The organism is Oleiharenicola lentus, assembly GCF_004118375.1.
GTDB classification, from domain to species: Bacteria; Verrucomicrobiota; Verrucomicrobiia; order Opitutales; family Opitutaceae; genus Lacunisphaera; species Lacunisphaera lenta.
In genome coordinates this window covers 314,117-333,337 of the sequence record NZ_SDHX01000002.1, presented here as the reverse complement: position 1 = coordinate 333,337, position 19,221 = coordinate 314,117, and the positions used below count along the sequence as shown (strand labels likewise).

Below are 19,221 nucleotides of genomic sequence, written 5' to 3'. Positions count from 1 at the left end.
TCTGATCCGAATCAATCCGAGTCGCCCCCGAGTTCATCGCGGGGCGGCGACCCAACTTAGGAAATACTAAAATGCGTCTCCATACTCTCAAGAACGTCAAGGGTGCTGTGCACCGCAAGAAGCGCGTCGGCTGCGGCGAAGGCGGCGGCCACGGCAAGACCTCGGGCAAGGGTGGCAAGGGCCAGACCGCCCGTTCCGGCGGTTCGATCCGTCCTGGTTTCGAAGGCGGCCAGATGCCCCTTTACCGCAAGCTGCCCCACCGCGGCTTCAATAATTACGAATTCCGCACCGAGTATGCCGTCATCAACGTCGGCGACCTCGCAGGTCTTGAGGCCAAGATCACCGAGGTGAACGCCGAGGTGCTGGCCCAGGCCGGTCTTGTCCGTGCCGGCGTGACGAAGCTCAAGGTCCTTGGCGACGGAGAAATCAGCCGCGCACTCAAGGTCACCGCCCAGAAGTTCACCGATTCCGCCAAGGCCAAGCTCGAGAAGGCCGGCGGCGCCGCGATCGTCGCTTAAGCGGGGCCGGGCGGGCCTCCGGGCCCGCCGCCTACAATTTCTCCAGACTCCACCCCTAATGTTTTCCGCCTTCACGAACTCCATGAAGATTCCCGAGCTGCGCTCGCGAATCCTCTACACCTTGGGTCTGCTATTCGTGGCGCGTGTCGGTGCGCACATTCCGCTGCCCGGCATCGACCCGAAGCCGCTGCAGGATTTCTTCGCCGATCAGACCGCGGCGGGTTCCGGCGCCCTGGTGGGTCTCTACAACATGTTCACCGGTGGCGCGCTCGTGAAGGGTGCCGTCTGCGCGCTGGGCATCATGCCTTACATCAGCGCCTCGATCATCTTCCAGCTGATGACGGCGGTGGTGCCGGCTCTCAGCCGTCTGCAGCAGGAGGGGGATGTCGGCCGCCAGAAGCTCACCCAATACACTCGCTACGCCACGGTGCTCATCTGCTTGATCCAGGGTGTGCTCCTGATCCTCGCGCTCGAGAATCCCGGCCGTCTCTTCCCAGGTTACGATGTCAATCAATACGGCCAGATTGTTGTCGTCAGCAAATTCTGGTTCATGGTGCAGTCCACCGTGATCATGACCGCGGGCACCATGCTTCTCATGTGGCTCGGTGAGCAGATCACCCAGCGTGGCATCGGCAACGGTGTCTCGCTTCTTATCACCGTCGGTATCCTGGCCGACATTCCGGGAGCGGCCGTCGCCACCTACCAGCTGTTCTTTGCTCCTGTCGGTGTGGCCAAACTCGGCGCCATCGAGGGCATGATGATGCTCGCCCTGTTTATCGCAGTGACCATGGGGATCATTGCTGTTACCCAGGGACAACGCAAGATTCCGGTCCAATACGCCAAGCGCGTCGTCGGCCAGAAGGTCTATGGCGGCCAGAGCTCTTTCCTGCCCCTCAAGGTCAACTATTCGGGCGTCATGCCGGTGATCTTCGCCAGCGCGATTCTGATGTTCCCGCAGCAGATCATGTCACAGGCCGGTGCAGCTTTTAACGTCAAGTTCCTCGTCGAGTTCTCCAACAACCTCGTGCAGGGCCACCCGATCTATTACATCGGCATGACGCTGCTGATCCTTTTCTTCAGCTATTTCTGGGTGTCCGTCATGTTCAAGCCGATCCAGATTGCCGATGACCTGAAGAAATACGGTGGCTACATCCCGGGTGTTCGTCCCGGTGAGCCGACCGCGAGCTTCCTCGACTTCATCATGACCCGCCTGACGCTCGCCGGCGCGATTTTCCTCACGATCATCGCGATTATCCCCGATGTGCTGCTGTTCAGCCTAAACGTCCCGCCGCGCATCGCGTATTTCTTCGGTGGCACGGGCATGTTGATCACGGTCGGCGTCATTCTGGACACGATGCGTCAGATTGAAACCTTCCTCCTCCAGCGTCACTACGATGGCTTCCTCAAGAAAGGACGCATTCGTGGTCGCAGCACCTCCGCCAGCGTGGCGCTCGGAGAGGCCGCTAGTGACAAGGCCGTGATGCAAATTACTGCCTTCATGGTCGTTATGCTGCTGGTTGGTCTGGCCGCTTGGGCCATCCGCCACTGGGCTCTTTAATACTTTACTTCGGTGCAAGGGACTGAACACTCCAGCCCCTTTTCCGCTCTCGCCTCCGCGAAAGCGAAGTTCCTTCTCCTTGGTCCGGTTGGCTCGCTCTCCGCGAATCTGATCAACCAAGTCCGTTCTTTGAATCTTGAGCACGTCTCTCCTGCGTCCCTTGTGCAACAGGAGATTTCGCGACGCACGCGTTCCGCACTTCCGCGGGACGTTAACCAGGCCCATCTCGCGCTTCTGCGCAAATGGTTCTGGGCGCGCAAACCCGATGCGGGATTCCTCCTCGAAGGTTTCCCGGCTACGCTGCTCCAAGCGTTGGTGTTCGACGAGTGGCTTGAAGCCCGCGGTGAAAACCTCACCGCCTGCTTTGCCGCTCCCGCCGCTCCCGCGGACGTCGTCACCCACTACCGCACTCAAGGCCTCGCCTGCGAGGCCCTCCACGTCGCCGCCTGATGATCCCGATCAAAAATCCGGAAGCCATCCGGCGCATGCGTGAGTCCTGCCTCATTGCCGCCACTGTCCTGGCGAAAATGAAAGAGCAGGTTCGTCCCGGTATCACGACCTACGACTTGGATCAAATCGGCCGCGATCTCATCGCCTCGTTCGGCGCCCGCAGCGCCTGCCACGGCTACCAGTTGCACTCGCGCCGCTATCCCGCCTACACCTGCCTCTCAGTCAACGAAGAGGTTGTCCACGGCATCGGTTCGCTGAAACGCATCCTGCGCGATGGCGACATCATCTCACTGGACGTGGTCGTCGAATACAACGGCTACATCGGTGACAATGCCACGACCGTTCCGGTCGGCGCCATCGCTCCCCGGACCGCTGAGCTTTTGCAAACCACCCAGGAAGCCCTCGCCATCGGCATCGCCCAAGCGCAGGTCGGCAATCGCATCGGTGACATTTCGCACGCCGTCCAGACCTTTGTCGAAGCCCGCGGCTTCGGTGTCGTCCGTGAAATGGTCGGCCACGGCGTCGGCCGCGCGATGCATGAGGAACCGCAGATCCCGAACTTCGGCCGAAAAAACACCGGCGAGAAGATCAAGGCGGGTATGACCCTCGCGATCGAGCCCATGGTCAACCTCGGCACCTACCGGGTCCGCACCCTCGCCGACGGTTGGACGGTTGTCAGCTCCGACGGTTCGCCCTCCGCGCACTTCGAACACACCGTGCTCACCACCGATTCCGGCCCCGAGATCCTCACGATCCCGCAGGCCTCGTAAGCTTCCTCCCTTTCCCAACTCTCAACAACTAACTCTCAACTAAAAACACCATGCCTCGTCTCCTCGGCGTCGAACTCCCCGCCAAAAAGAAGATCGGATACTCCCTCCGGTATATCTACGGCATTGGCCCTGCCCGGGCCGACCTCATCATCGAGACCGCCGGTCTCGACGCGAACATGCGCGCCTCGGATCTCACCGAGGAGCAGCTGAACAAGATTCTCCACATCATCACCGACAACAAGTGGGTGGTGGAGGGCGATCTCCGCCGCGACATCGCCGGCAACTTGAAGCGCCTCCAGGCTATCAACTGCTACCGTGGCATCCGCCACCGCCGCAGCCTCCCGGTCCGCGGCCAGCGCACCAGCACCAACGCCCGCACCCGCAAGGGCCCGCGCAAGACCGTCGGCGTCACCAAGGCCAAGGAAGCCTAATCCTCAACTCCTCTCTCCATGTCCGAAGACAAATCCGCTCCCAAGAAGGAAAAGGCACCCAAGAAGGTTGCCCCCGCCGCTGAAGGCGCTGCTGCTCCCGCCGCCGAGGCGAAGCCCGCCAAGGCCCCGAAGGCTCCCAAGGCCGACAAGCCCGCTGAAGGTGCCGCTCCCGCGGCCCCGGCCGAGGCGACCAAGCCCGTTGAACTCGTGGGCGGCGTGCCCAAGGCCGCCACCGCTGAGGATCTCCTCAAGGAGGAGCTCGCTTCGATCAAGGTTCGCAAGGCCAAGGGCTCGAAGAATATCAGCTCCGGCATCGCGAACATCGCCGCGACCTTCAACAACACGATCGTCTCGATCACCGATTCCAAGGGCAACGTCATCGCCTGGTCCTCGGCCGGCAAGTGCAACTTCCGCGGTTCGCGCAAGTCCACCGCCTACGCCGCCCAGGTTGTCGCCCAGGATGCCGCCCGCAACGCCATGGCCCACGGCCTCAAGGAGGTCCAAATCCGCGTGAGCGGTCCCGGCCTCGGTCGTGATTCCGCCATCCGCGGTCTCCAGGCCATCGGCCTCGAAATCTCCTCCATCATCGACGTCACCCCGGTGCCGCACAACGGTTGCCGCCCGCGCAAGAAGCGCCGCGTCTAACGTCCAGCGAAACCACTTAAAATAACAGGATCCCACCATGGCTCGTTATACCGGACCCTCCACCCGCGTCAGCCGTCGCTTCGGCCAATACATCGTCGGTTCGCCGAAGGTGCTTGAGCGCCGCAACTTTCCTCCCGGCCAGCACGGCCCCAAGCTCCGCCGCAAGCTCTCCGAATACGCCGTCGGCCTCGCCGAGAAGCAGAAGCTCCGTTTCATCTACGGCCTGCTCGAGCGCCAGTTCCGCCGCGTGTTCGCCATCGCCAAGAAAGAGCGCGGCGTCACCGGTGAGCGCTTCCTTCAGCTCCTCGAGACCCGTCTCGACAGCGTCGTCTATCTCCTGGGCTTCGCCAAGAGCCGCGCCGCCGCCCGCCAGCTGGTCAACCACGGCCACGTCCGCGTGAACGGTCACAAGGTCGATATCTCCAGCTACAACTGCGTCGCCGGCGACGAGATCGAGATCCGCTCTTCGAACTCCTCCCGCCAGCTCGCCACCCGCGCCATCGAGGAAAACCGCGCCCGCGTGGTTCCCGGCTGGCTCGTGCGTAACGACGAGGCCCTCAAGGGCACCGTCACCCGCCTGCCCACGCGCGACGAGATGGAGCCCTCGATCAACGAGCAGCTCATCGTCGAATACTACTCGCGCTTCTGATCCTGTTTCTGCCGGTCGCTTAATCCTAACTTCTCCAACTCAACTCGCCTCATCACATGCCCAAGCGTCTCGGAAAGTTCGAAATTCCCTCCAAGCTCACCAAGGTCGAGGAGGGCTCCACGTCCACCTACGCCAAGTTCATCGCCGAGCCCTTCGAGGCCGGCTACGGTCACACGGTCGGCAACTCCCTCCGCCGCATCCTGCTCAGCTCCATCGAGGGCAGCGCCATCAGCTCGATCAAGATCGAGGGCGTGAACCATGAGTTCCAGTCCATCGACGGCGTGGTCGAGGATGTCACCGACATCGTTCTCAACCTGAAGAAGATCCTCATCGTCTCCGAGAAGCGCGAACCTGTCCGCCTGTCGCTCCGCGTGAACAAGGAGGGTGCCGTCACCGCCGCCGACATCCAGGCCGATGCCGCCATCAAGATCGTCAATCCCGATCAGCTCATCTGCACCCTCGACAAGAAGCAGGCCTTTGAGGCCGAGATCGAGATCAAGACCGGTCGCGGCTACTGCCCCGGCGAGAACAACAAGAAGGAAGAGCAGGCTATCGGTGTAATTCCGATCGACTCTCTCTTCTCTCCCGTACGTCTCGTCCGGTATGCCGTCGAGAACACCCGCGTGGGCCAGATCACCGATTACGACAAGCTCGTGCTCGAAGTGTGGACCGATGGCCGCATCACGCCCGATGATGCCCTCAAGCAGTCCGCCTCGATCCTCAAGCACCACCTCGACGTGTTTGACCGCGTCTCGCAGGAGACCTATGAGTTTGAGAGTCAGGCCGCCGAGGTCAGCGAGGAGCAGAACAAGCTCCGCAAGCTCCTCAACATGTCGGTCAACGAGATCGAGCTCTCGGTCCGCGCCGCGAACTGCCTCAACAACGCGAACATCACCACGGTCGGCGAACTCGCCATGAAGACCGAGCAGGAGATGCTCAAGTATCGCAACTTCGGCAAGAAGTCCCTCAACGAGATCAAGGAGAAGCTCGAGGCCCTCGGCCTCTCGCTCGGCATGAAGTTCGACGAGCGCCTCCTCGACACCAAGAAGGAAGCCTAACTCTTTCGGTTCTCGCGCCGTCCGCTGCCGCCCAACGCTGCGACCGGATTGCCGATCGGGAACCGCCTAAAAAACAACACCATGCGTCACAACAAACACCACGCCTCCCTCGGCGTCACCCGCGAGCACCGCAAGGCGATGCTCTCCAACATGGGCGCCAGCCTCATCAAGCACGGTCGCATTGAGACCACGCTAACGAAGGCCAAGGCCCTCCGCCCCTTCATCGAGAAGGTCATCACCAAGGCCAAGAAGGCTGCGGTCGCGACCGAGAAGAAGGACGCCCTCCACTTGCGCCGCATCGCCCTCACGGACATCCGTGACGAAGGTGCGATCACCCTTCTCTTCAATGAGAAGGTGAAGCAGTTTGAGAAACGCAGCGGCGGCTACACCCGCATCTACAAGCTCGGCCCCCAGCGCGTCGGTGACTCCGCCGAGATGGCCCTGATCGAGTTCGTGGGTGCCGAGGACACGGGTTATTCCAAGTCCCGTGGCAAGAAGAAGGGCAAGAAGGCCGCCAAGCCGGCCGCCGGGGCTCCTGCTGCCGAGGCCCCCAAGGCCGACGAAGCGAAGAGCTGAATTCCTTACCGATTACTCTCAACGCGCCGCACCTCCGGGTCGGCGCGTTTTTCTTTCCCCTTGGCGCACGCGCGGCTTTGCGCGAGTGTGCAATCATCTCCATGCCGCCGAGCTACACCTTCGATGTCATCGTTTATGGCCTGCTGGTGCTGGGCGTGATCGGTTTCCTTTGGGTCTATTACGACCGGCGTGACCGGGCCTTTTACGATATCGAGCGACGGAAGATCACCTTTCACTGCATCCGCTGCGACCATATCTACACTGAAAAACAGGGAACAGAAACCGCACCCTGTCCCAAATGTGGGCATCAGAACGTGAGGCTGAAGTTCTGACTTTCCCGGTTCATCCTCCATTGCACTGCTCCTTGCGGTGTCAAGGTATGAAGGGATCCAGCGGGCTGCGGGGTTATATCCTCAAGTGACATGAACAAGTGCGCGCAGCCCCTGCTTGGGGCCTTTCTGATTCTCGCCAGCCTGGTTTCCGCGTTGGCCAAGCCCCTGCCTGCGTCGGAGGCGGATGTCGGGGTGGCCATCAATCAGACGACGGTTTTGGTTTATCCGCCCAGAATGCTATACGAGGCCATTTATTCGGGGGAGGCGCGGGTCGTGATCAGCGTGGATGCTGATGGAGACCTGACTGACTGTCTGGTCACGGGTTACACTCATAAGGTCTTCGCCGAGGCAGCGGTTGATGCCCTGAAACGCTGGCGCTTTGAGCCCGCCCGAGCCCGGGGAATTGCGCGGGCGGCGCGGACCGAGGTGCAGTTTCTGTTTCGTGACCGCGGGGTCATCGTGCAGAATCTGCCCGGAGCGATGGAGCAGCGGATGATCCTCGGGGAGTTGCGGGAACGCTACACTTTCTCCCCTTGCAAACTGAGCGAGTTGGACCGGATCCCCAATCCGGTTCATGTGGTGTCACCGGTTGTGCCCAGGACCAGCCGCGAGCGTCATGTCACCGTGGCCTTCTATATCGATCCAGAAGGGCGCGTGCGCATGCCGGCGGTGGAGCGCGACGCGGCTGACGATGAATACGCGGCCGCTGCGGTGGCCGCGGTTGAACAGTGGCGTTTCGAGTCCCCGCTGCGGAAAGGCCAGCCCGTGTTGGTTTACGCAGAGCAGGAGTTTAAGTTCCAACCCAAGTAACCCCACCTCCAGGCGCCCGGGCCTCTCACCGAAGCGTCGCATGGGACAGGAGAAGTTCGCGCAGCAGCTTTTTCGCGCGATAGAGCCGGGTTTCAACCCCGCGCTCGGAGCAACCGGTGATTTCGCCGATTTCCCGGTAGGAAAGATGGTCGTAGTGGTGCAGGAGCAGCGTGACTTTCAGCTCATGAGGCAGGCGGTCGATGGCGGAGCGCAGTGCCTGGAGTGACTCGTCATGTTCCATCGCCTGCTCGGGTGTCCGCCCCTCGGCCGGCAAACAATCCTGTGAGGGGCCCCGCGGACCGGAGGCATCGGGATCATGCGGGCCGGTCTCAAGGTTTACTGTGGGATGACGCCGTTTCCAGCGATGATGGTTGTGACAGAGGTTGGTCAGCGTGGTGAAGAGCCAGGCGCTGAGTCGCGTGTCGGGCCGGAGGCGGAGGCGCTGTTGGTAGAGCCGGGCGAAAGCCTGGGCCACGAGGTCCTCGGCGTCTGCACGGTTCTGACAGTAACGGTACGCAAAGCTGTGCAGAGGCCGCTGCCAGCGCACGATCAGGCGGTTCAGGGCGGAGGCATCGCCCTGCTGCAACGCCAGCAGGGCGGCCTGATCGGTTGCGGGATCGTGGGACACAGCGCGCGGGGCGGGCGCTTCAGTTCATCAGTGCTCCCATGAGCGGTTCGGCCGTGGCAACGAGCTTGATGTAACGCTCGCGTTGCTCGGGAGTCATCACCTCGGCGGAGGCGAGCACCAGCTGGCGTGTGGAGTCGAGGCACTCGCGGTTGAGTTCGCGGCGGCTTTCCACGAAGCGGGCGAACTCCAGAAAGTTCACCCGGTCGTTGGTGCGGCGGGTCCGCTCAAACTCGGCGAACTCGGCCTGCATCTGAGCCACCTGTTCGGCCATGTGCTGCAAACGGGGGTGGGAGGCCTGATGCAGCGCGCTGATGCGGGCGAATTGCGCATCACTGAGATTCAGCTCCGTGCGAATCCACGCCAGCTTTCCTTCCAAGGTGTCGGCGCCCCGATGGTGAAAATCAAAGTAGGCGTAATGAACCGCCGTGCCGGTTGCCAGGCCGAGCAACAGGGTGAGGAGTACCCGTTTCATGAGCGGTCCTCCCGGCTGGGCGCGTTCATGAGCGGGTCAATGAGTCGGAGATAACTCCGGGCCAGCTCGGCGCTGCGCTCCCGCTGCAGATGGCTCACGCGGATTTCCGCCAGAAAAAGTCCAAGCAACGCGCATGCGGTCACAAAGCCCACTGCGACCGCGGGACGGGCCAGCCAGTTTTCGATTGCGGCCCACCAGCCCATGGATCTGGCCGGCTGGTCGGCCAGGGCGATATGCTGCCAGACATTGGCCGTGAGCCGGGGCGAGGGGTCGGGGGTTTCGGACCAGCGGTCCAGCAATTTATCAAGCGGATCGGGAGTAGGTGTCATGACAACGGGGCTGGCTGTAGCCCGATGCATAACACCGGCACCCGATGATGTCCTTCAAATAATCGGACTTCCCCTCGGGTTCGCCGGTCAGCCGGTCAGCCGGTGCGCCGGATTCCCGACCCGACTATGGTGCGTTCCCCGGCCGGGAAACTGAGAGAGTGGGTGGGGAGGTCGGTTTCCAACTGGCGGTTGATGGCCCGCAGCCGGTGCTCCACTTCGCCGGCCACGGTTTGTAGCTGGGTCAAATTCAGCCCAAGTCGTTTGAGCAGGGCCGGCTGTGGGGTCGCTACACTCAGTTCCGGATGCAACACGCGGGTTCGAACCCATTTGGCGGCGTGGAGCAATGAGGCCAGCTGATTATGGGCGGCCGTGCCGCCGGGCAGATACTGCCAGCGCACCGGCTCGGAAATGACCTGTGGGAATGCCCAGAAGCGCAACAAAGCCGCTCCGGCCTCGGCATGATGAAACCCGAGGCAGGCCCGCTCCTCCTCGCAGGTTTCAAGGGGCAAGCCACGGGAGACGAGGCGCAGGGAGGGCTGGCGGCGGGTCGCCCAGTCATCAATCACCACCATGCCTAGGCAATGGAGCAGGCCGACCGTGTAGGCGACATTGCGATCGACGTTTAGCCGGTCCGCCAGCACTTCCGTGGCGAGGGCACAGGCGATTGAGTTCTGCCAGAGATCCTCGGCTTCGAGACCGTAGGTGCAAAGCGGGCGCACCAGGACTTGCGAGGCAACGGCGGTGGAGACGAGTTCGTAGATGTGCTCGTAACCAACCCGGTTGACCGCCTCTTCGACAGTGTAGCAGCGCAGCCCTTGGCTGAAATAGGCGCTGTTGCCAAACTGCAGCACTCGGGCCGCTATGCCCGGATCAAGCCGGATCATCTCTACAACTTCGCTCATCGCGGTGTTGCCGTCGCAAAGCAGTTGTTTGAGCCGCGGCAGCACTCGCGGTGCGGAAGGGAGATGCTCCAAGTCGCGAACGACCTCATCCAAAGTCAGAGCGGTGTTAAACGGGGATGAGGTAAGGCGAAGCACATCCCTCTATCGGCCGTTTTTACAAACGGCTTTCGCCAATCGCTTACCTTTTGATTCACCAAAAATCGCTGCGAAGAGCCGCCTGGCCGTAAGGCTCAAGGGAAAGTAATCGCCCTCCAAGGCGACCACTCAAAGTACCGAATAACGCAAACCCGGCTAAGGTCAGGAGTGACGCTGGTAGATCTTCTGCAGCATCGAGGCACTTGGCGCCGCAGGGGACACAGCGGTCGCGCCGGTGGCGCCGGCCAGGCTGAAACGCAGCAGCAGCTGTTCGTTCTCCTTGTCGAGCTGAAGAATCTGCAGGATGCGTGCGCGGGTCTTGTCGAGTGCGGCGCGAAAAGCTGCGCTGTCGGCGCTGTTGCGCGGGACCTCCCGGAGGGCGGCGAGCGTCTCGTCGAGCCGGGCCAGCAGGCCTTTCTTGCGCTCCAAGAGGGCGGCGTCGGGCGTGCGACGGTGCTGCTGGAGAAAGCTGTTTTCCTCCAGCGCGAGCTGATGGAGCTCGTTACAGAGGTCCTGGTGCTGCTGCAGCGCTTGCATCGGGGTCATGGACGGGGGCGATGATCGGGGTTGCGGGAGTGGCTGGCGGAGTTGCGCTGAAGAACTGCTGCAATTGTCGCTCCGTCTGTCCACTCCATTCGAGCTGCCCGATGCGCCAGGCGGCCATTCTGGCCAGTTCCGTCAACTCACCACCCACCGGCTTTTCGGCGATACTTTCGACCACTTGGATGATTTCCCGGTAGGCCTTGGTCGCACGTTCGGTTTGACGAAGACGTTCGTAGCACAAGCCGGTCTGGTAAATGATGGGCAGCCGCCAGCTGTTTTCCGGGGAGAGCTGGGCCAGGCTTTCGTAGATTGCGACCGCGCCAAGGGTGTCGCCGTTTTGGAAAAATTCGTTGGCCAGCTGGTTGCCGGTGCGGCGTTGCCAGTAGGCCCAGCCCTGCGGGTCCTTGGCCGCATTGTTGTGCTCGTCCTTCAACAGGGTGAGCGTGATGCCGAGGGCCTCCTCGGTGCGCCCGATCTTGCGCAGCGTGAGTGCCAGCAAGTAGCGGGCTTCGGCGGCATTGGCATCGCCGGGCCATTGCTCCAGATACTGGTTGAGCTTGGTGATCGCCTGCTCCAGCTCACCGGCGTTGAGCAGCGAGCCGGCGGCTTTGAACAGGGCGCGGGCCCGGTCTTCCGGTGCCAGGTCCAGCAGACGCAGGCGGTCGAAGAATTTTGCGGCTTCGGCGAAGTTACCGGTTTCGTAATGGGTCTCGGCGATCTCGAACTGGGCGGTTTTCGCGAGCAACTGGTAATGCTCGTAGCTTTCGGAGGACAGTTTCAGCGTGGAATGGATGACGTTGTAGAACCGGTTCAGCGCGTTCTTGTAGGCACCCATCGCACGGTGGGTGCGGCCGAGTTCAAGCAGGGCGTCGGGCACGCGGGGATCGTCGCCGTGCGTTTTGAGGAACATCTCATATACCGCGGCCGCCTTGATGAAGACGCCCTGGGCGCGATACATGCGGGCGAGGCCCAAGAGAGCGTCGCGTTGTTCCTGCTTGGCGTAGCGCCGGTCGTTCATGATGCGGCGATAGGCGATTTCCGCCGCCGCAAAATCGCCGCGCTCGGTCAGGCTTTGGCCAAGTTGAATGAGGCCCCGTCCTTCCTTCAATAGCTCGTGGGCGGCCGACGGCCCGGCCGGGGCGATAGAATGGGTTGATTTTTCCACCGGCGCATGCGCCGGTTCGGAAGCATGCGCCTCCGGGACCGATTTATCTGCCGCCGGGTGCTCAGCGTGCCCGGCGGATTCGCCGGCTTGTACACTCAGCGCCAAGCCGAGGCACAGGCTCAGTATTGCCGGTAGGTGGCTGAGCTGGGCGGCAAGGCGGCGGGAGCCGGAGGAGTCGGCACCCCGGGCGCGATTATGGTGACGTCCTCGGGATTGCCGGAACTGCCAGGAAAACGGAAGAGCGGCAGAAAGTCCTGTGACTTCACCTTGCGACGCGTGTCGTCCGGCAAAATGGGTAGAGCTTTGGGATGCGGTTCGGATTCTTTCGGAGCTTGGGAGTGTGCTTCCGTGGCTTCCGGAACCATCGGTGCTTCGACCGGCTTCTCCACGGGCATCGGCGGAGTGGAGGCGGCCGCCTGATTGTTGGCCAGGGAGACTTCGGCGATTTCCGGCGCATTCGCGGCTACCGGCGGACCGCCGGCAATCGGCTTGGCCGTGGCGGGCGTGATCGGTTTCGCATCCTGGAAACGCAGCGCCGGTGCGCCGAAGGTTGCCAGATACGGTCGCGATGCCGGTCTCGGAAGTGCCAGGGTTTGCTGCGCCGCGTGGGCGGTCGCGACCATCGAGAGATGGAGCAACACCAGGATCATCCGACACAAGGTCGCAGGTGCCCCGCCGCGAAGCGGAGACTTTGTAAATGCACGAGGCATGAATGGAGAATGGTTCCATTTCAGCGGAGGATTCTGATTCGCTGTCCTCTCCAAACGGTCCGCCGGGAGCTTTCTTGAGGGAAATTGCATGGTTTCGGCGATTTCCTGCACATTCCCAAGCGTAAGAAATAAAGCAGTTTGCGCTGTTCTGGCCCTCAGGCCAGCAGGACACGAATCTGTCGTCCGAGTTCGTCCAAGGTGTAGGGCTTGCGCACGAAGTCACGCTGACCAAGGGACTCAAATTCTGTGCGCACTTCGGGCGTAAGGTGGCCGGTCAGTATGAGAACTTTGGACTCGGGATGGGTGGCCTTCAGCACCTTCATGACCTCGATGCCGGTGGCCCCAGGCATGTTGAGATCCAGCAGGACCACATCGAATCGCTTGTCCCCGCGACCGAGCACGTCGATGGCTTCGAGACCGTCGCGCGCCGTGGTGACTGTGTAGCCTTTGCGGGTGAAAGTGGTTTCGAGCAACATGCGCAGGGCCGCTTCGTCGTCCACGATGAGGATGGATTCATTGCCACCGGGGAACTCGCTGGGCTTGACGGTGATCGGGGCCTGCACGGCGGCATCGGCAAAAGGCAGGCAGACCCGGAACGTGCTGCCCTGGCCGACCGTGCTCTCGACATCGATGGCACCCTCGTGGCTGGCCACGATGCCATAGACGACGGCGAGCCCGAGACCGGTGCCCTTGTTGACGCCCTTGGTGGTGAAGAACGGTTCGAAAATGCGCTCGCGCACTTCCGGCGGCATGCCCGTGCCGGTGTCGCTCACCTTCAGGCAGGCGCAGGCGCGCCGGTTGCGCATGTTGGCCGGCATTGAGTCTCCGTCGATCCGCTGGGTGGAGAGGGTGATCGTGCCGCCGCCGGGCATGGCGTCGCGGGCGTTCACGCAGAGGTTGAGCACGATCTGCTGCAGCTGGTTTTGGTCGGCCAGCAGCGGCGGCAGATTGTCGTCCAGGGCGAAATTGAAGGTGATGTTGCGCGGAAAGGTCTCGGCGAGGAGTTTTACCAGGTCGCGGAGATGCTGGTTGAGGTCGAGCGGGGCCACCCTCACCTCGGCCTTGCGGCTGAAAGTGAGGATCTGGCGCACGAGGCCGGTGGCGCGTTCGGCGGCCCGCTTGATCTCGCGCACGCTCTTCTGGATGATGGCGGGCTCGTTGGCGTTGAGCACGCAGAGCTCGGCGTAGCCGTTGATGACGGCGAGGATGTTGTTGAAGTCGTGGGCGATGCCGCCGGCGAGCGTGCCGATGCCCTCCATCTTCTGGATCTGGCGGAGCTGACCCTCGAGACCTTTGCGCTCGGTGATGTCCTCGCGCAGCAGCAGCAGGTTGGCGATCTCGCCCGCCGGATTGCGCAGGCAGCAGACTTGCACGGATTCCCACACGAGCCGCCCCTCGGGGCTCTGGCGGTGGATTTCTCCGCGCCACTCGCGGCCGGAGCGCACATGGGCGCGGAATTCCTGATAGGCCTGCTCCGAAGCGTGGCCCTCGCGCAGCACATCGATCTCGCGGTCGAGAATGGTCTCGAGCGTAAGGCCGGTGGTCATGGTGAACTTGCCGTTCACATATTGCACATGGCCGTCGGCGTCGGTGATTGCGATGGCGATGGGCGATTGTTCAACGGCACTGGACAGCTTGTGAAACTGTTCCTCGGCGAGGCGCCGGCGCGTGATGTCGTGGCCCACGGCGCGCACGCCGATGATCCGGCCCTCGACGTTGAAGATGGCGGACTCCTCCCAGTCCACCCAGCGCCAGCCCTGTGGTGTCAGCCAGCGCTGCTCATGGGCGGAATTGTGCGGGGCGCGTTGCGCGGCCTCGTCGGCGCGCGCGAAGGACTTCACGTCGTCCTGATGCACGACGCCCGCGACCGGTTTGCCCGCGATCTGGTCGGCCGGCCGGCCGAATTTGCGCGCAAAGGACTCATTGGCCGCCAAAAAGCGGCCGCCGAGATCACGGCAATAGACAAAGGCGGCACTGCCGGTCCAAGCACCGAGCAAAGCCTCTGGCGACGGGTGGGCGGACGCCCCCGCGGGTGTATCGCAAATCACGACTGACATGCGTGCTTAGAATCGGCCGCACGGACGCCAACTTGAGGGGGCAATGACGCGCATTTTTTGCGCGCTGCGTGCGGTCGGCCGCTCAAAGCAGGCCGCTCAGCATCTGCGGCAGGCGGGGCAGGGCGTTGTCGATCGCCGCGCGGGCGATCTTGGTCTCGGGGCCGTCGGCACCATAGAGAATATGCCAGCCTTCCATCTGGACCCAGGCATCCTTCTCCACCGGCTGAACCTTCTCGAAACCGCCGAGGATGCCGGCGTGGCGCACGAGGCAGTCGGCCACCTGCACGGCGGCCGCGAACATCTGGTAACGGGGCGCGACCGCGGGCGTATTGTGATACTGCACGGCCAGCACGATTTCGTCGCTCATCTTGTGCCGCTCGAGATAAACGGCACCGATCTGCGCGTGGTCCCAGCCGATCAGCTCGATTTCGCGCCGGGAAACATCGGCGATGGTGGCAAATTCGGTGCGGTTGAGCTCCTCGAGCTCCCCCGGAAAGGCATGCGCCATCACAACCTTGCCCACGTTGTGCAGCAACCCGACGAGATAGTCGGTGTCGTCGTCGATGGTGATCGGGAGGGCGCCGAGAATTTCTCGCGTGAGAATGGCCGTGCCAAGGCTGTGCGCCCACAGATCCTTCCAAGGCAGGGGGGCCTTGCCTTGCGATTGGAACGAGGACATCTCCTCGATCACGGGCGTGGCCATGGCCAGCTCGCGGATCTGGCGCAGGCCGAGAAAGAAGATCGCCTCCTCGATGTTGCTCACGCTGTTCGAGAGACCGTAGTAAACCGAGTTCACCATGCGCAGCAGCCGGGCGGTCAGCGACGGGTCGCGCCGGATGATCTCGGCGATCTGCGACGAGACGCTGCCCTCGGAGTTCACCAGCTCGCGCAGCGCCTGATTGATGCGTCCCAACGAGGCCAGTTTCGGGCAGTCGTTGATCCGCTTGCGGATGATTTCATCCGAATATTTGCCGGTCAGGATCGGTTGGGAGGTGGGTGACATGGGTGATTAACGCAAATCGCATCCGGAGGGCTTTCTCCGGTGGCCGGTGCGACGGCTTTTCAACGTCCCAGGGGCTATGTTCTTGAGCGCAATTGCAACCCAAGTGGCGTCCGGCCATTTCGCTGCTTGCTTTAGTTTTGCATCTAAAGTCGCGGCTCTGTGTGCCGATGATGCGGGTGCGAATCTCCCTGTGCCCCTGCGGTGCCGGGCGTATGCGCACAACCGGATGTCACACGCCCAATACCAACGCCTGTTGCAGGATGCCCTTGTGCATCACCGTGCCGGGCGGCTGGACCAGGCCGAGGCACTTTACCGGCGGGTGCGCGCGGCTTTGCCCAACCACTTCGATGCCGTGCATCTATCCGGCATCGTGGCCCTCCAGCGCGGTCGTGCCGCCGAGGCCGTGGAACTGCTCTCCAAGGCTCACCGCCTCGGGCCGAAAAACGCCCCCTGCGCACTGCGCCTCGGCTTTGCGCTTACCGCGGCCGGCCGGGCCGCGGACGCCGAGCAGCCGTTTCGCACCGCGGTGGCGCTCGATCCCGCTTCTGCCGAAGCCTGGGACGGTCTCGCGCACTGCCTGAAGCTGTCGGACCGTTTGTCCGCCGCCATTGAGTGCCACCAGAAGGCGCTCACTCTGCAGTCCTCCTTTCCCAAGGGGCTCTACAATTTCGGACTCACGCTCAGCCTTGCCGGCCGCCAGTCCGAGGCGCTGTCCTGCCACGAGCGTGCCATCGCCATCGATCCGACTTACGCCAAGGCTTACTATGGCCGGGCCCAGGTGCTGCAACAGATGCACCGCATCCCCGAGGCCATCGCCGCCTACGACAAGTTTCTGGAGCTCGAGCCAGGCAATCTGGAAGCGCGTAGCTACCGGCTTTACGCGCTCAATCACCTCGACGATCTGCCTCGCGAGCAGCTGTTTGCCGAGCATGTGGCCTACGGCAAGGCTGTCGGCCGGCACCCGACGCCGGTCTTTGCCAATGATCCGTCTCCGTCTCGCCGTCTCCGTCTCGCCATTCTCTCGCCTGATTTGCGCGCCCACTCGTGCGCCTGGTTCCTCGAGCCCCTGCTCCGTCATCTCGATCCCACACAGTTCGAACTCTACCTCTACCACGATCATTTCCGCGTCGATGCGGTCTCGGAGAAACTCAGGGGATTCGCATCGGTCTGGCGCAATTTTGTCGGCCAGTCTGATGCAGCCGTCGAGAAGGCCATCCGCTCCGACGCCCCCGACATTCTCGTGGACCTCGCCGGGCACACGGGCATGACCTCGCGCCTGCCGCTCTTCGCCCGCCACCTCGCCCCGGTACAGGTGAACTACCTCGGCTACCCCAACACCACCGGATTGTCGGCCATGCACTACCGCTTCACCGACGCCATTGTGGATCCCGTCGGCCCCGCCGATGCGCTCGCCACCGAGAAGCTCGTCCGCTTCGCCCCGACCGCTTGGGCCTACCAGCCCCCGCCCGTCACCCCCGAGGTGAATGTTCGTAATACGAACATTCCCACCGGTGCCCCCGACGACGGCTCCCAGCCCAATGTTCGTAATACGAACATTGGCCCGGTCACCTTCGGCAGCTTCAACAACGTGGCCAAGGTCACGGATGCGACGCTCGCGTTGTGGGCGCGGGTGCTGGCGGCGGTGCCAGGTTCGCGGCTGTTGCTGAAGGGGAGGGGATTCGGCGATGAGGCCGTGCGTCAGCGCTACTTTGAGCGGTTCGCCGCGGCGGGCCTGCCGGTGCAGCGGATTGAGTTTCTCGAGCGCACGGCCAAAACCGACGACCATCTCGCGCTTTACGGTCGCGTGGATATCTCGCTCGACACTTTCCCTTACCACGGGACCACGACCACCTGCGAAGCGCTCTGGATGGGCGTACCCGTGGTTACCCTCATGGGTGATCGCCATGTGGCGCGCGTCAGCGGTAGCCTGCTGACGGCCATCGGCCGTGGCGAATGGGTGGCACAAACGCCCGAAGACTACTTGCGTATAGCTACGGAACTTGCTGCTGATCCCTTGAAGCTCGCGGCCATCCGCGCCGGCCTGCGCGAAGAGGTCCGCAACTCGCCGCTCGGTGATCACGCCGGTCAGTCGGCACGGTTTGCGGCGGCCCTCCGTGAGTGCTGGATGGCGTGGTGTGCGTCACAGAACTCCACCCGCGCGGTGGCCTGAATCGCGGCTGCATTTAAGGGCGGAAAAATTTGCCAGAAGTCTAAGTTGTTGATGGACGCGGCCGGTTCTGATCCAATGGATTGAAATAAATAAAATTACTTATCATTGGAGAAGAATGATTTAAGAGGCGGACCGTTTTGTTGGGCGCAGGTTATGCACATTGTGCCGAATAATTCCCAACCCCATGCGCGCCCTCATCCTTTCTGACAGCCCCGCTGACCGTGTGAGCATCCCGAAAATCGCGGACGAGCAGATCGTTGCCGGACCGGATTGGCCGGATGCGCAGGATATTGAGGGGCGCTGGCTCTCCTTGCGGGCGCCGACCGGGATCAACGATCTTGATCTGGTGCTGTCCAAAATTCCGGACGAGCAGTGGCCCGATCAAATTATCTACCTGCGTGACTCGGCCGTGGCGTTCGACTGCCAGATTTTTGATGTGCCGATGGTGGCGTGCGCCTGAGGCGCAGGCCACCCACTCATTGTTCGTTGGGTTCCCACAGGATTTTCCTCGTGGGCTACGCCCTTGGATGTCGCGTGATTTTACGCGAACATTCTCCCGCTGAGGAGTAAAGCGGAGCTTGTCGCCCTGGCATTTCGTCCTGCCAGTCCTGTGACTGCCATCCGTTCACTCCGCGAGCAAGGCTCGGGATCTGTTTTCGTTCAGGAAAAAATTGCCCCTCATCGAGGCCCGGTTGCCCAGTCAGTTCGCAAATTACCAGGTTGGGTGGGAAAAAAGATTTCTATCGCTTCTTCCTCAATTGTTTGCGCGTTCGCCCCCTCAGGCGGGCGCGCAATATGCAGAGATTACGACGCTCCTCCCATGCGCGTCCTCCTCCTCACCGGCTCCCACCCGATCTACCACTGTCCGCTCCACCTGAGCGAGGAACAGATCACGGCCGGTCCCGAGTGGGCGGATAATCAGACCATCGAAGGACGCTGGATTTCCATGCGGACTGAATTCGGTGAAACCGACCTGACGCAAATTTTGGCCAAAATTCCCTTCGGACAAACACCCGACGCGCTCGTTTGTGTGGCGGATACCGATTGGAGTGTGCGCCCCGCCAATCTTCGCGCGTTCAAAGGCACCAAGGTGCTTTTGCTCGCCGACCGACCCGGCGAAAAGCCTTCAATGAGCGAGGTGTTTCGTTACGTGGGGCGCGAAACTTTCGACCGCGTGATGTTCATGCGCGATCAGGCCCAACTCGTGCGCCTCCTCAGCGGCCCGGCCCCGGGGGTCGCCAATAATTTGATCGAGTCCGTCTGGCCTTCTGAAACCCCCACCGCGCACGCGCGGGCCATCTGAGAAATCC

The 19,221-nt window shown here is 62.4% G+C and carries 23 protein-coding genes; 14 read left to right on the top strand and 9 right to left on the bottom strand.

Features of this window, described 5'->3' with window-relative positions:
• Window positions 1-71: 71 nt before the first annotated feature.
• The 11 genes from rplO (at window position 72) to ESB00_RS15085 (ending at window position 7,797) form a co-directional block, all read left to right on the top strand.
• Window positions 72-518, top strand: coding sequence for a 50S ribosomal protein L15 (gene rplO / locus ESB00_RS15135; protein WP_129048636.1), 447 nt, complete (start codon window positions 72-74; stop codon window positions 516-518).
• A gap of 58 nt (window positions 519-576) precedes the next feature.
• Window positions 577-2,076: a preprotein translocase subunit SecY gene (secY, locus tag ESB00_RS15130; RefSeq protein ID WP_129048635.1), complete on the top strand. Its 1,500-nt coding sequence runs from the start codon at window positions 577-579 to the stop codon at window positions 2,074-2,076.
• A gap of 162 nt (window positions 2,077-2,238) precedes the next feature.
• The gene (locus ESB00_RS15125) at window positions 2,239-2,526 is read left to right on the top strand and encodes an adenylate kinase (protein WP_129048634.1); all 288 of its coding nucleotides are present in this window, start codon (window positions 2,239-2,241) and stop codon (window positions 2,524-2,526) included.
• The gene (gene map, locus ESB00_RS15120) at window positions 2,526-3,296 is read left to right on the top strand and encodes a type I methionyl aminopeptidase (RefSeq protein ID WP_179954389.1); all 771 of its coding nucleotides are present in this window, start codon (window positions 2,526-2,528) and stop codon (window positions 3,294-3,296) included. Before ESB00_RS15125 ends, map begins: the two co-directional genes overlap by 1 nt.
• A gap of 50 nt (window positions 3,297-3,346) precedes the next feature.
• The gene (gene rpsM, locus ESB00_RS15115; RefSeq protein WP_129048632.1) at window positions 3,347-3,727 is read left to right on the top strand and encodes a 30S ribosomal protein S13; all 381 of its coding nucleotides are present in this window, start codon (window positions 3,347-3,349) and stop codon (window positions 3,725-3,727) included.
• Between the two features lie 18 nt (window positions 3,728-3,745).
• Window positions 3,746-4,372 (top strand): 30S ribosomal protein S11, encoded by a 627-nt coding sequence (gene rpsK, locus ESB00_RS20205; protein ID WP_129048631.1) that lies wholly within the window; start codon window positions 3,746-3,748, stop codon window positions 4,370-4,372.
• Between the two features lie 37 nt (window positions 4,373-4,409).
• Window positions 4,410-5,021, top strand: coding sequence for a 30S ribosomal protein S4 (gene rpsD / locus ESB00_RS15105; RefSeq protein ID WP_129048630.1), 612 nt, complete (start codon window positions 4,410-4,412; stop codon window positions 5,019-5,021).
• A 56-nt stretch (window positions 5,022-5,077) separates the two neighbouring features.
• Window positions 5,078-6,079, top strand: coding sequence for a DNA-directed RNA polymerase subunit alpha (locus ESB00_RS15100; RefSeq protein WP_129048629.1), 1,002 nt, complete (start codon window positions 5,078-5,080; stop codon window positions 6,077-6,079).
• Between the two features lie 81 nt (window positions 6,080-6,160).
• The gene (gene rplQ, locus ESB00_RS15095; RefSeq protein ID WP_129048628.1) at window positions 6,161-6,655 is read left to right on the top strand and encodes a 50S ribosomal protein L17; all 495 of its coding nucleotides are present in this window, start codon (window positions 6,161-6,163) and stop codon (window positions 6,653-6,655) included.
• Window positions 6,656-6,756: 101 nt separating this feature from the next.
• Window positions 6,757-6,987 (top strand): hydrogenase nickel incorporation protein HypA, encoded by a 231-nt coding sequence (locus ESB00_RS15090; protein WP_129048627.1) that lies wholly within the window; start codon window positions 6,757-6,759, stop codon window positions 6,985-6,987.
• 153 nt (window positions 6,988-7,140) lie between these two features.
• Window positions 7,141-7,797: an energy transducer TonB gene (locus tag ESB00_RS15085; RefSeq protein WP_164976240.1), complete on the top strand. Its 657-nt coding sequence runs from the start codon at window positions 7,141-7,143 to the stop codon at window positions 7,795-7,797.
• Between the two features lie 25 nt (window positions 7,798-7,822).
• Here the strand turns inward: ESB00_RS15085 and ESB00_RS15080 are convergent, their stop codons facing one another.
• The 9 genes from ESB00_RS15080 to ESB00_RS15045 all read right to left on the bottom strand — a co-directional run bounded on the left by ESB00_RS15080 (window position 7,823) and on the right by ESB00_RS15045 (window position 15,741).
• A complete protein-coding gene (locus ESB00_RS15080) occupies window positions 7,823-8,425 on the bottom strand; it encodes an RNA polymerase sigma factor (RefSeq protein ID WP_129048625.1) in 603 nt (200 codons plus the stop codon).
• Between the two features lie 19 nt (window positions 8,426-8,444).
• Window positions 8,445-8,897, bottom strand: coding sequence for a Spy/CpxP family protein refolding chaperone (locus ESB00_RS15075; RefSeq protein ID WP_129048624.1), 453 nt, complete (start codon window positions 8,895-8,897; stop codon window positions 8,445-8,447).
• Window positions 8,894-9,226: a hypothetical protein gene (locus ESB00_RS15070; protein WP_129048623.1), complete on the bottom strand. Its 333-nt coding sequence runs from the start codon at window positions 9,224-9,226 to the stop codon at window positions 8,894-8,896. Before ESB00_RS15070 ends, ESB00_RS15075 begins: the two co-directional genes overlap by 4 nt.
• 95 nt (window positions 9,227-9,321) lie before the next feature.
• Window positions 9,322-10,263 (bottom strand): HDOD domain-containing protein, encoded by a 942-nt coding sequence (locus tag ESB00_RS15065; RefSeq protein WP_129048622.1) that lies wholly within the window; start codon window positions 10,261-10,263, stop codon window positions 9,322-9,324.
• Between the two features lie 162 nt (window positions 10,264-10,425).
• Window positions 10,426-10,809: a hypothetical protein gene (locus tag ESB00_RS15060; protein ID WP_129048621.1), complete on the bottom strand. Its 384-nt coding sequence runs from the start codon at window positions 10,807-10,809 to the stop codon at window positions 10,426-10,428.
• Window positions 10,766-11,914: a tetratricopeptide repeat protein gene (locus tag ESB00_RS19730; protein WP_164976238.1), complete on the bottom strand. Its 1,149-nt coding sequence runs from the start codon at window positions 11,912-11,914 to the stop codon at window positions 10,766-10,768. The genes ESB00_RS15060 and ESB00_RS19730 overlap by 44 nt, the downstream gene beginning before the upstream one ends.
• 176 nt (window positions 11,915-12,090) lie before the next feature.
• Window positions 12,091-12,594: a hypothetical protein gene (locus tag ESB00_RS19725; RefSeq protein ID WP_164976237.1), complete on the bottom strand. Its 504-nt coding sequence runs from the start codon at window positions 12,592-12,594 to the stop codon at window positions 12,091-12,093.
• Between the two features lie 242 nt (window positions 12,595-12,836).
• Window positions 12,837-14,738, bottom strand: coding sequence for a hybrid sensor histidine kinase/response regulator (locus ESB00_RS15050; RefSeq protein WP_129048619.1), 1,902 nt, complete (start codon window positions 14,736-14,738; stop codon window positions 12,837-12,839).
• An 82-nt stretch (window positions 14,739-14,820) separates the two neighbouring features.
• Window positions 14,821-15,741: an HDOD domain-containing protein gene (locus ESB00_RS15045; protein WP_129048618.1), complete on the bottom strand. Its 921-nt coding sequence runs from the start codon at window positions 15,739-15,741 to the stop codon at window positions 14,821-14,823.
• 226 nt (window positions 15,742-15,967) lie between these two features.
• Here ESB00_RS15045 and ESB00_RS15040 point away from each other — a divergent pair, with 226 nt between their 5' ends.
• The 3 genes from ESB00_RS15040 (at window position 15,968) to ESB00_RS15030 (ending at window position 19,214) form a co-directional block, all read left to right on the top strand.
• Entirely contained in the window at window positions 15,968-17,911 is a 1,944-nt protein-coding gene (locus ESB00_RS15040; RefSeq protein ID WP_129048617.1) for an O-linked N-acetylglucosamine transferase, SPINDLY family protein, read from the top strand.
• 184 nt (window positions 17,912-18,095) lie between these two features.
• The gene (locus ESB00_RS15035; RefSeq protein ID WP_129048616.1) at window positions 18,096-18,371 is read left to right on the top strand and encodes a hypothetical protein; all 276 of its coding nucleotides are present in this window, start codon (window positions 18,096-18,098) and stop codon (window positions 18,369-18,371) included.
• Between the two features lie 360 nt (window positions 18,372-18,731).
• Window positions 18,732-19,214 carry a hypothetical protein gene (locus ESB00_RS15030; protein ID WP_129048615.1) on the top strand — a complete coding sequence of 161 codons (483 nt, stop codon included), beginning with the start codon at window positions 18,732-18,734 and terminating at the stop codon, window positions 19,212-19,214.
• Window positions 19,215-19,221: the final 7 nt, after the last annotated feature.

What these genes read in the sequence shown, in the direction of transcription:
- rplO (WP_129048636.1), top strand. Translation starts at nt 72, where the DNA reads ATGCGTCTCCATACTCTCAAGAACGTCAAGGGTGCTGTGCACCGCAAG.
- secY (WP_129048635.1), top strand. Translation starts at nt 577, where the DNA reads ATGTTTTCCGCCTTCACGAACTCCATGAAGATTCCCGAGCTGCGCTCG.
- map (WP_179954389.1), top strand. Translation starts at nt 2,526, where the DNA reads ATGATCCCGATCAAAAATCCGGAAGCCATCCGGCGCATGCGTGAGTCC.
- rpsM (WP_129048632.1), top strand. Translation starts at nt 3,347, where the DNA reads ATGCCTCGTCTCCTCGGCGTCGAACTCCCCGCCAAAAAGAAGATCGGA.
- rpsK (WP_129048631.1), top strand. Translation starts at nt 3,746, where the DNA reads ATGTCCGAAGACAAATCCGCTCCCAAGAAGGAAAAGGCACCCAAGAAG.
- rpsD (WP_129048630.1), top strand. Translation starts at nt 4,410, where the DNA reads ATGGCTCGTTATACCGGACCCTCCACCCGCGTCAGCCGTCGCTTCGGC.
- ESB00_RS15100 (WP_129048629.1), top strand. Translation starts at nt 5,078, where the DNA reads ATGCCCAAGCGTCTCGGAAAGTTCGAAATTCCCTCCAAGCTCACCAAG.
- rplQ (WP_129048628.1), top strand. Translation starts at nt 6,161, where the DNA reads ATGCGTCACAACAAACACCACGCCTCCCTCGGCGTCACCCGCGAGCAC.
- ESB00_RS15090 (WP_129048627.1), top strand. Translation starts at nt 6,757, where the DNA reads ATGCCGCCGAGCTACACCTTCGATGTCATCGTTTATGGCCTGCTGGTG.
- ESB00_RS15075 (WP_129048624.1), bottom strand. Translation starts at nt 8,897, where the DNA reads ATGAAACGGGTACTCCTCACCCTGTTGCTCGGCCTGGCAACCGGCACG.
- ESB00_RS15070 (WP_129048623.1), bottom strand. Translation starts at nt 9,226, where the DNA reads ATGACACCTACTCCCGATCCGCTTGATAAATTGCTGGACCGCTGGTCC.
- ESB00_RS15060 (WP_129048621.1), bottom strand. Translation starts at nt 10,809, where the DNA reads ATGACCCCGATGCAAGCGCTGCAGCAGCACCAGGACCTCTGTAACGAG.
- ESB00_RS19725 (WP_164976237.1), bottom strand. Translation starts at nt 12,594, where the DNA reads ATGGTCGCGACCGCCCACGCGGCGCAGCAAACCCTGGCACTTCCGAGA.
- ESB00_RS15050 (WP_129048619.1), bottom strand. Translation starts at nt 14,738, where the DNA reads ATGTCAGTCGTGATTTGCGATACACCCGCGGGGGCGTCCGCCCACCCG.
- ESB00_RS15045 (WP_129048618.1), bottom strand. Translation starts at nt 15,741, where the DNA reads ATGTCACCCACCTCCCAACCGATCCTGACCGGCAAATATTCGGATGAA.
- ESB00_RS15040 (WP_129048617.1), top strand. Translation starts at nt 15,968, where the DNA reads ATGTCACACGCCCAATACCAACGCCTGTTGCAGGATGCCCTTGTGCAT.
- ESB00_RS15035 (WP_129048616.1), top strand. Translation starts at nt 18,096, where the DNA reads ATGCGCGCCCTCATCCTTTCTGACAGCCCCGCTGACCGTGTGAGCATC.
- ESB00_RS15030 (WP_129048615.1), top strand. Translation starts at nt 18,732, where the DNA reads ATGCGCGTCCTCCTCCTCACCGGCTCCCACCCGATCTACCACTGTCCG.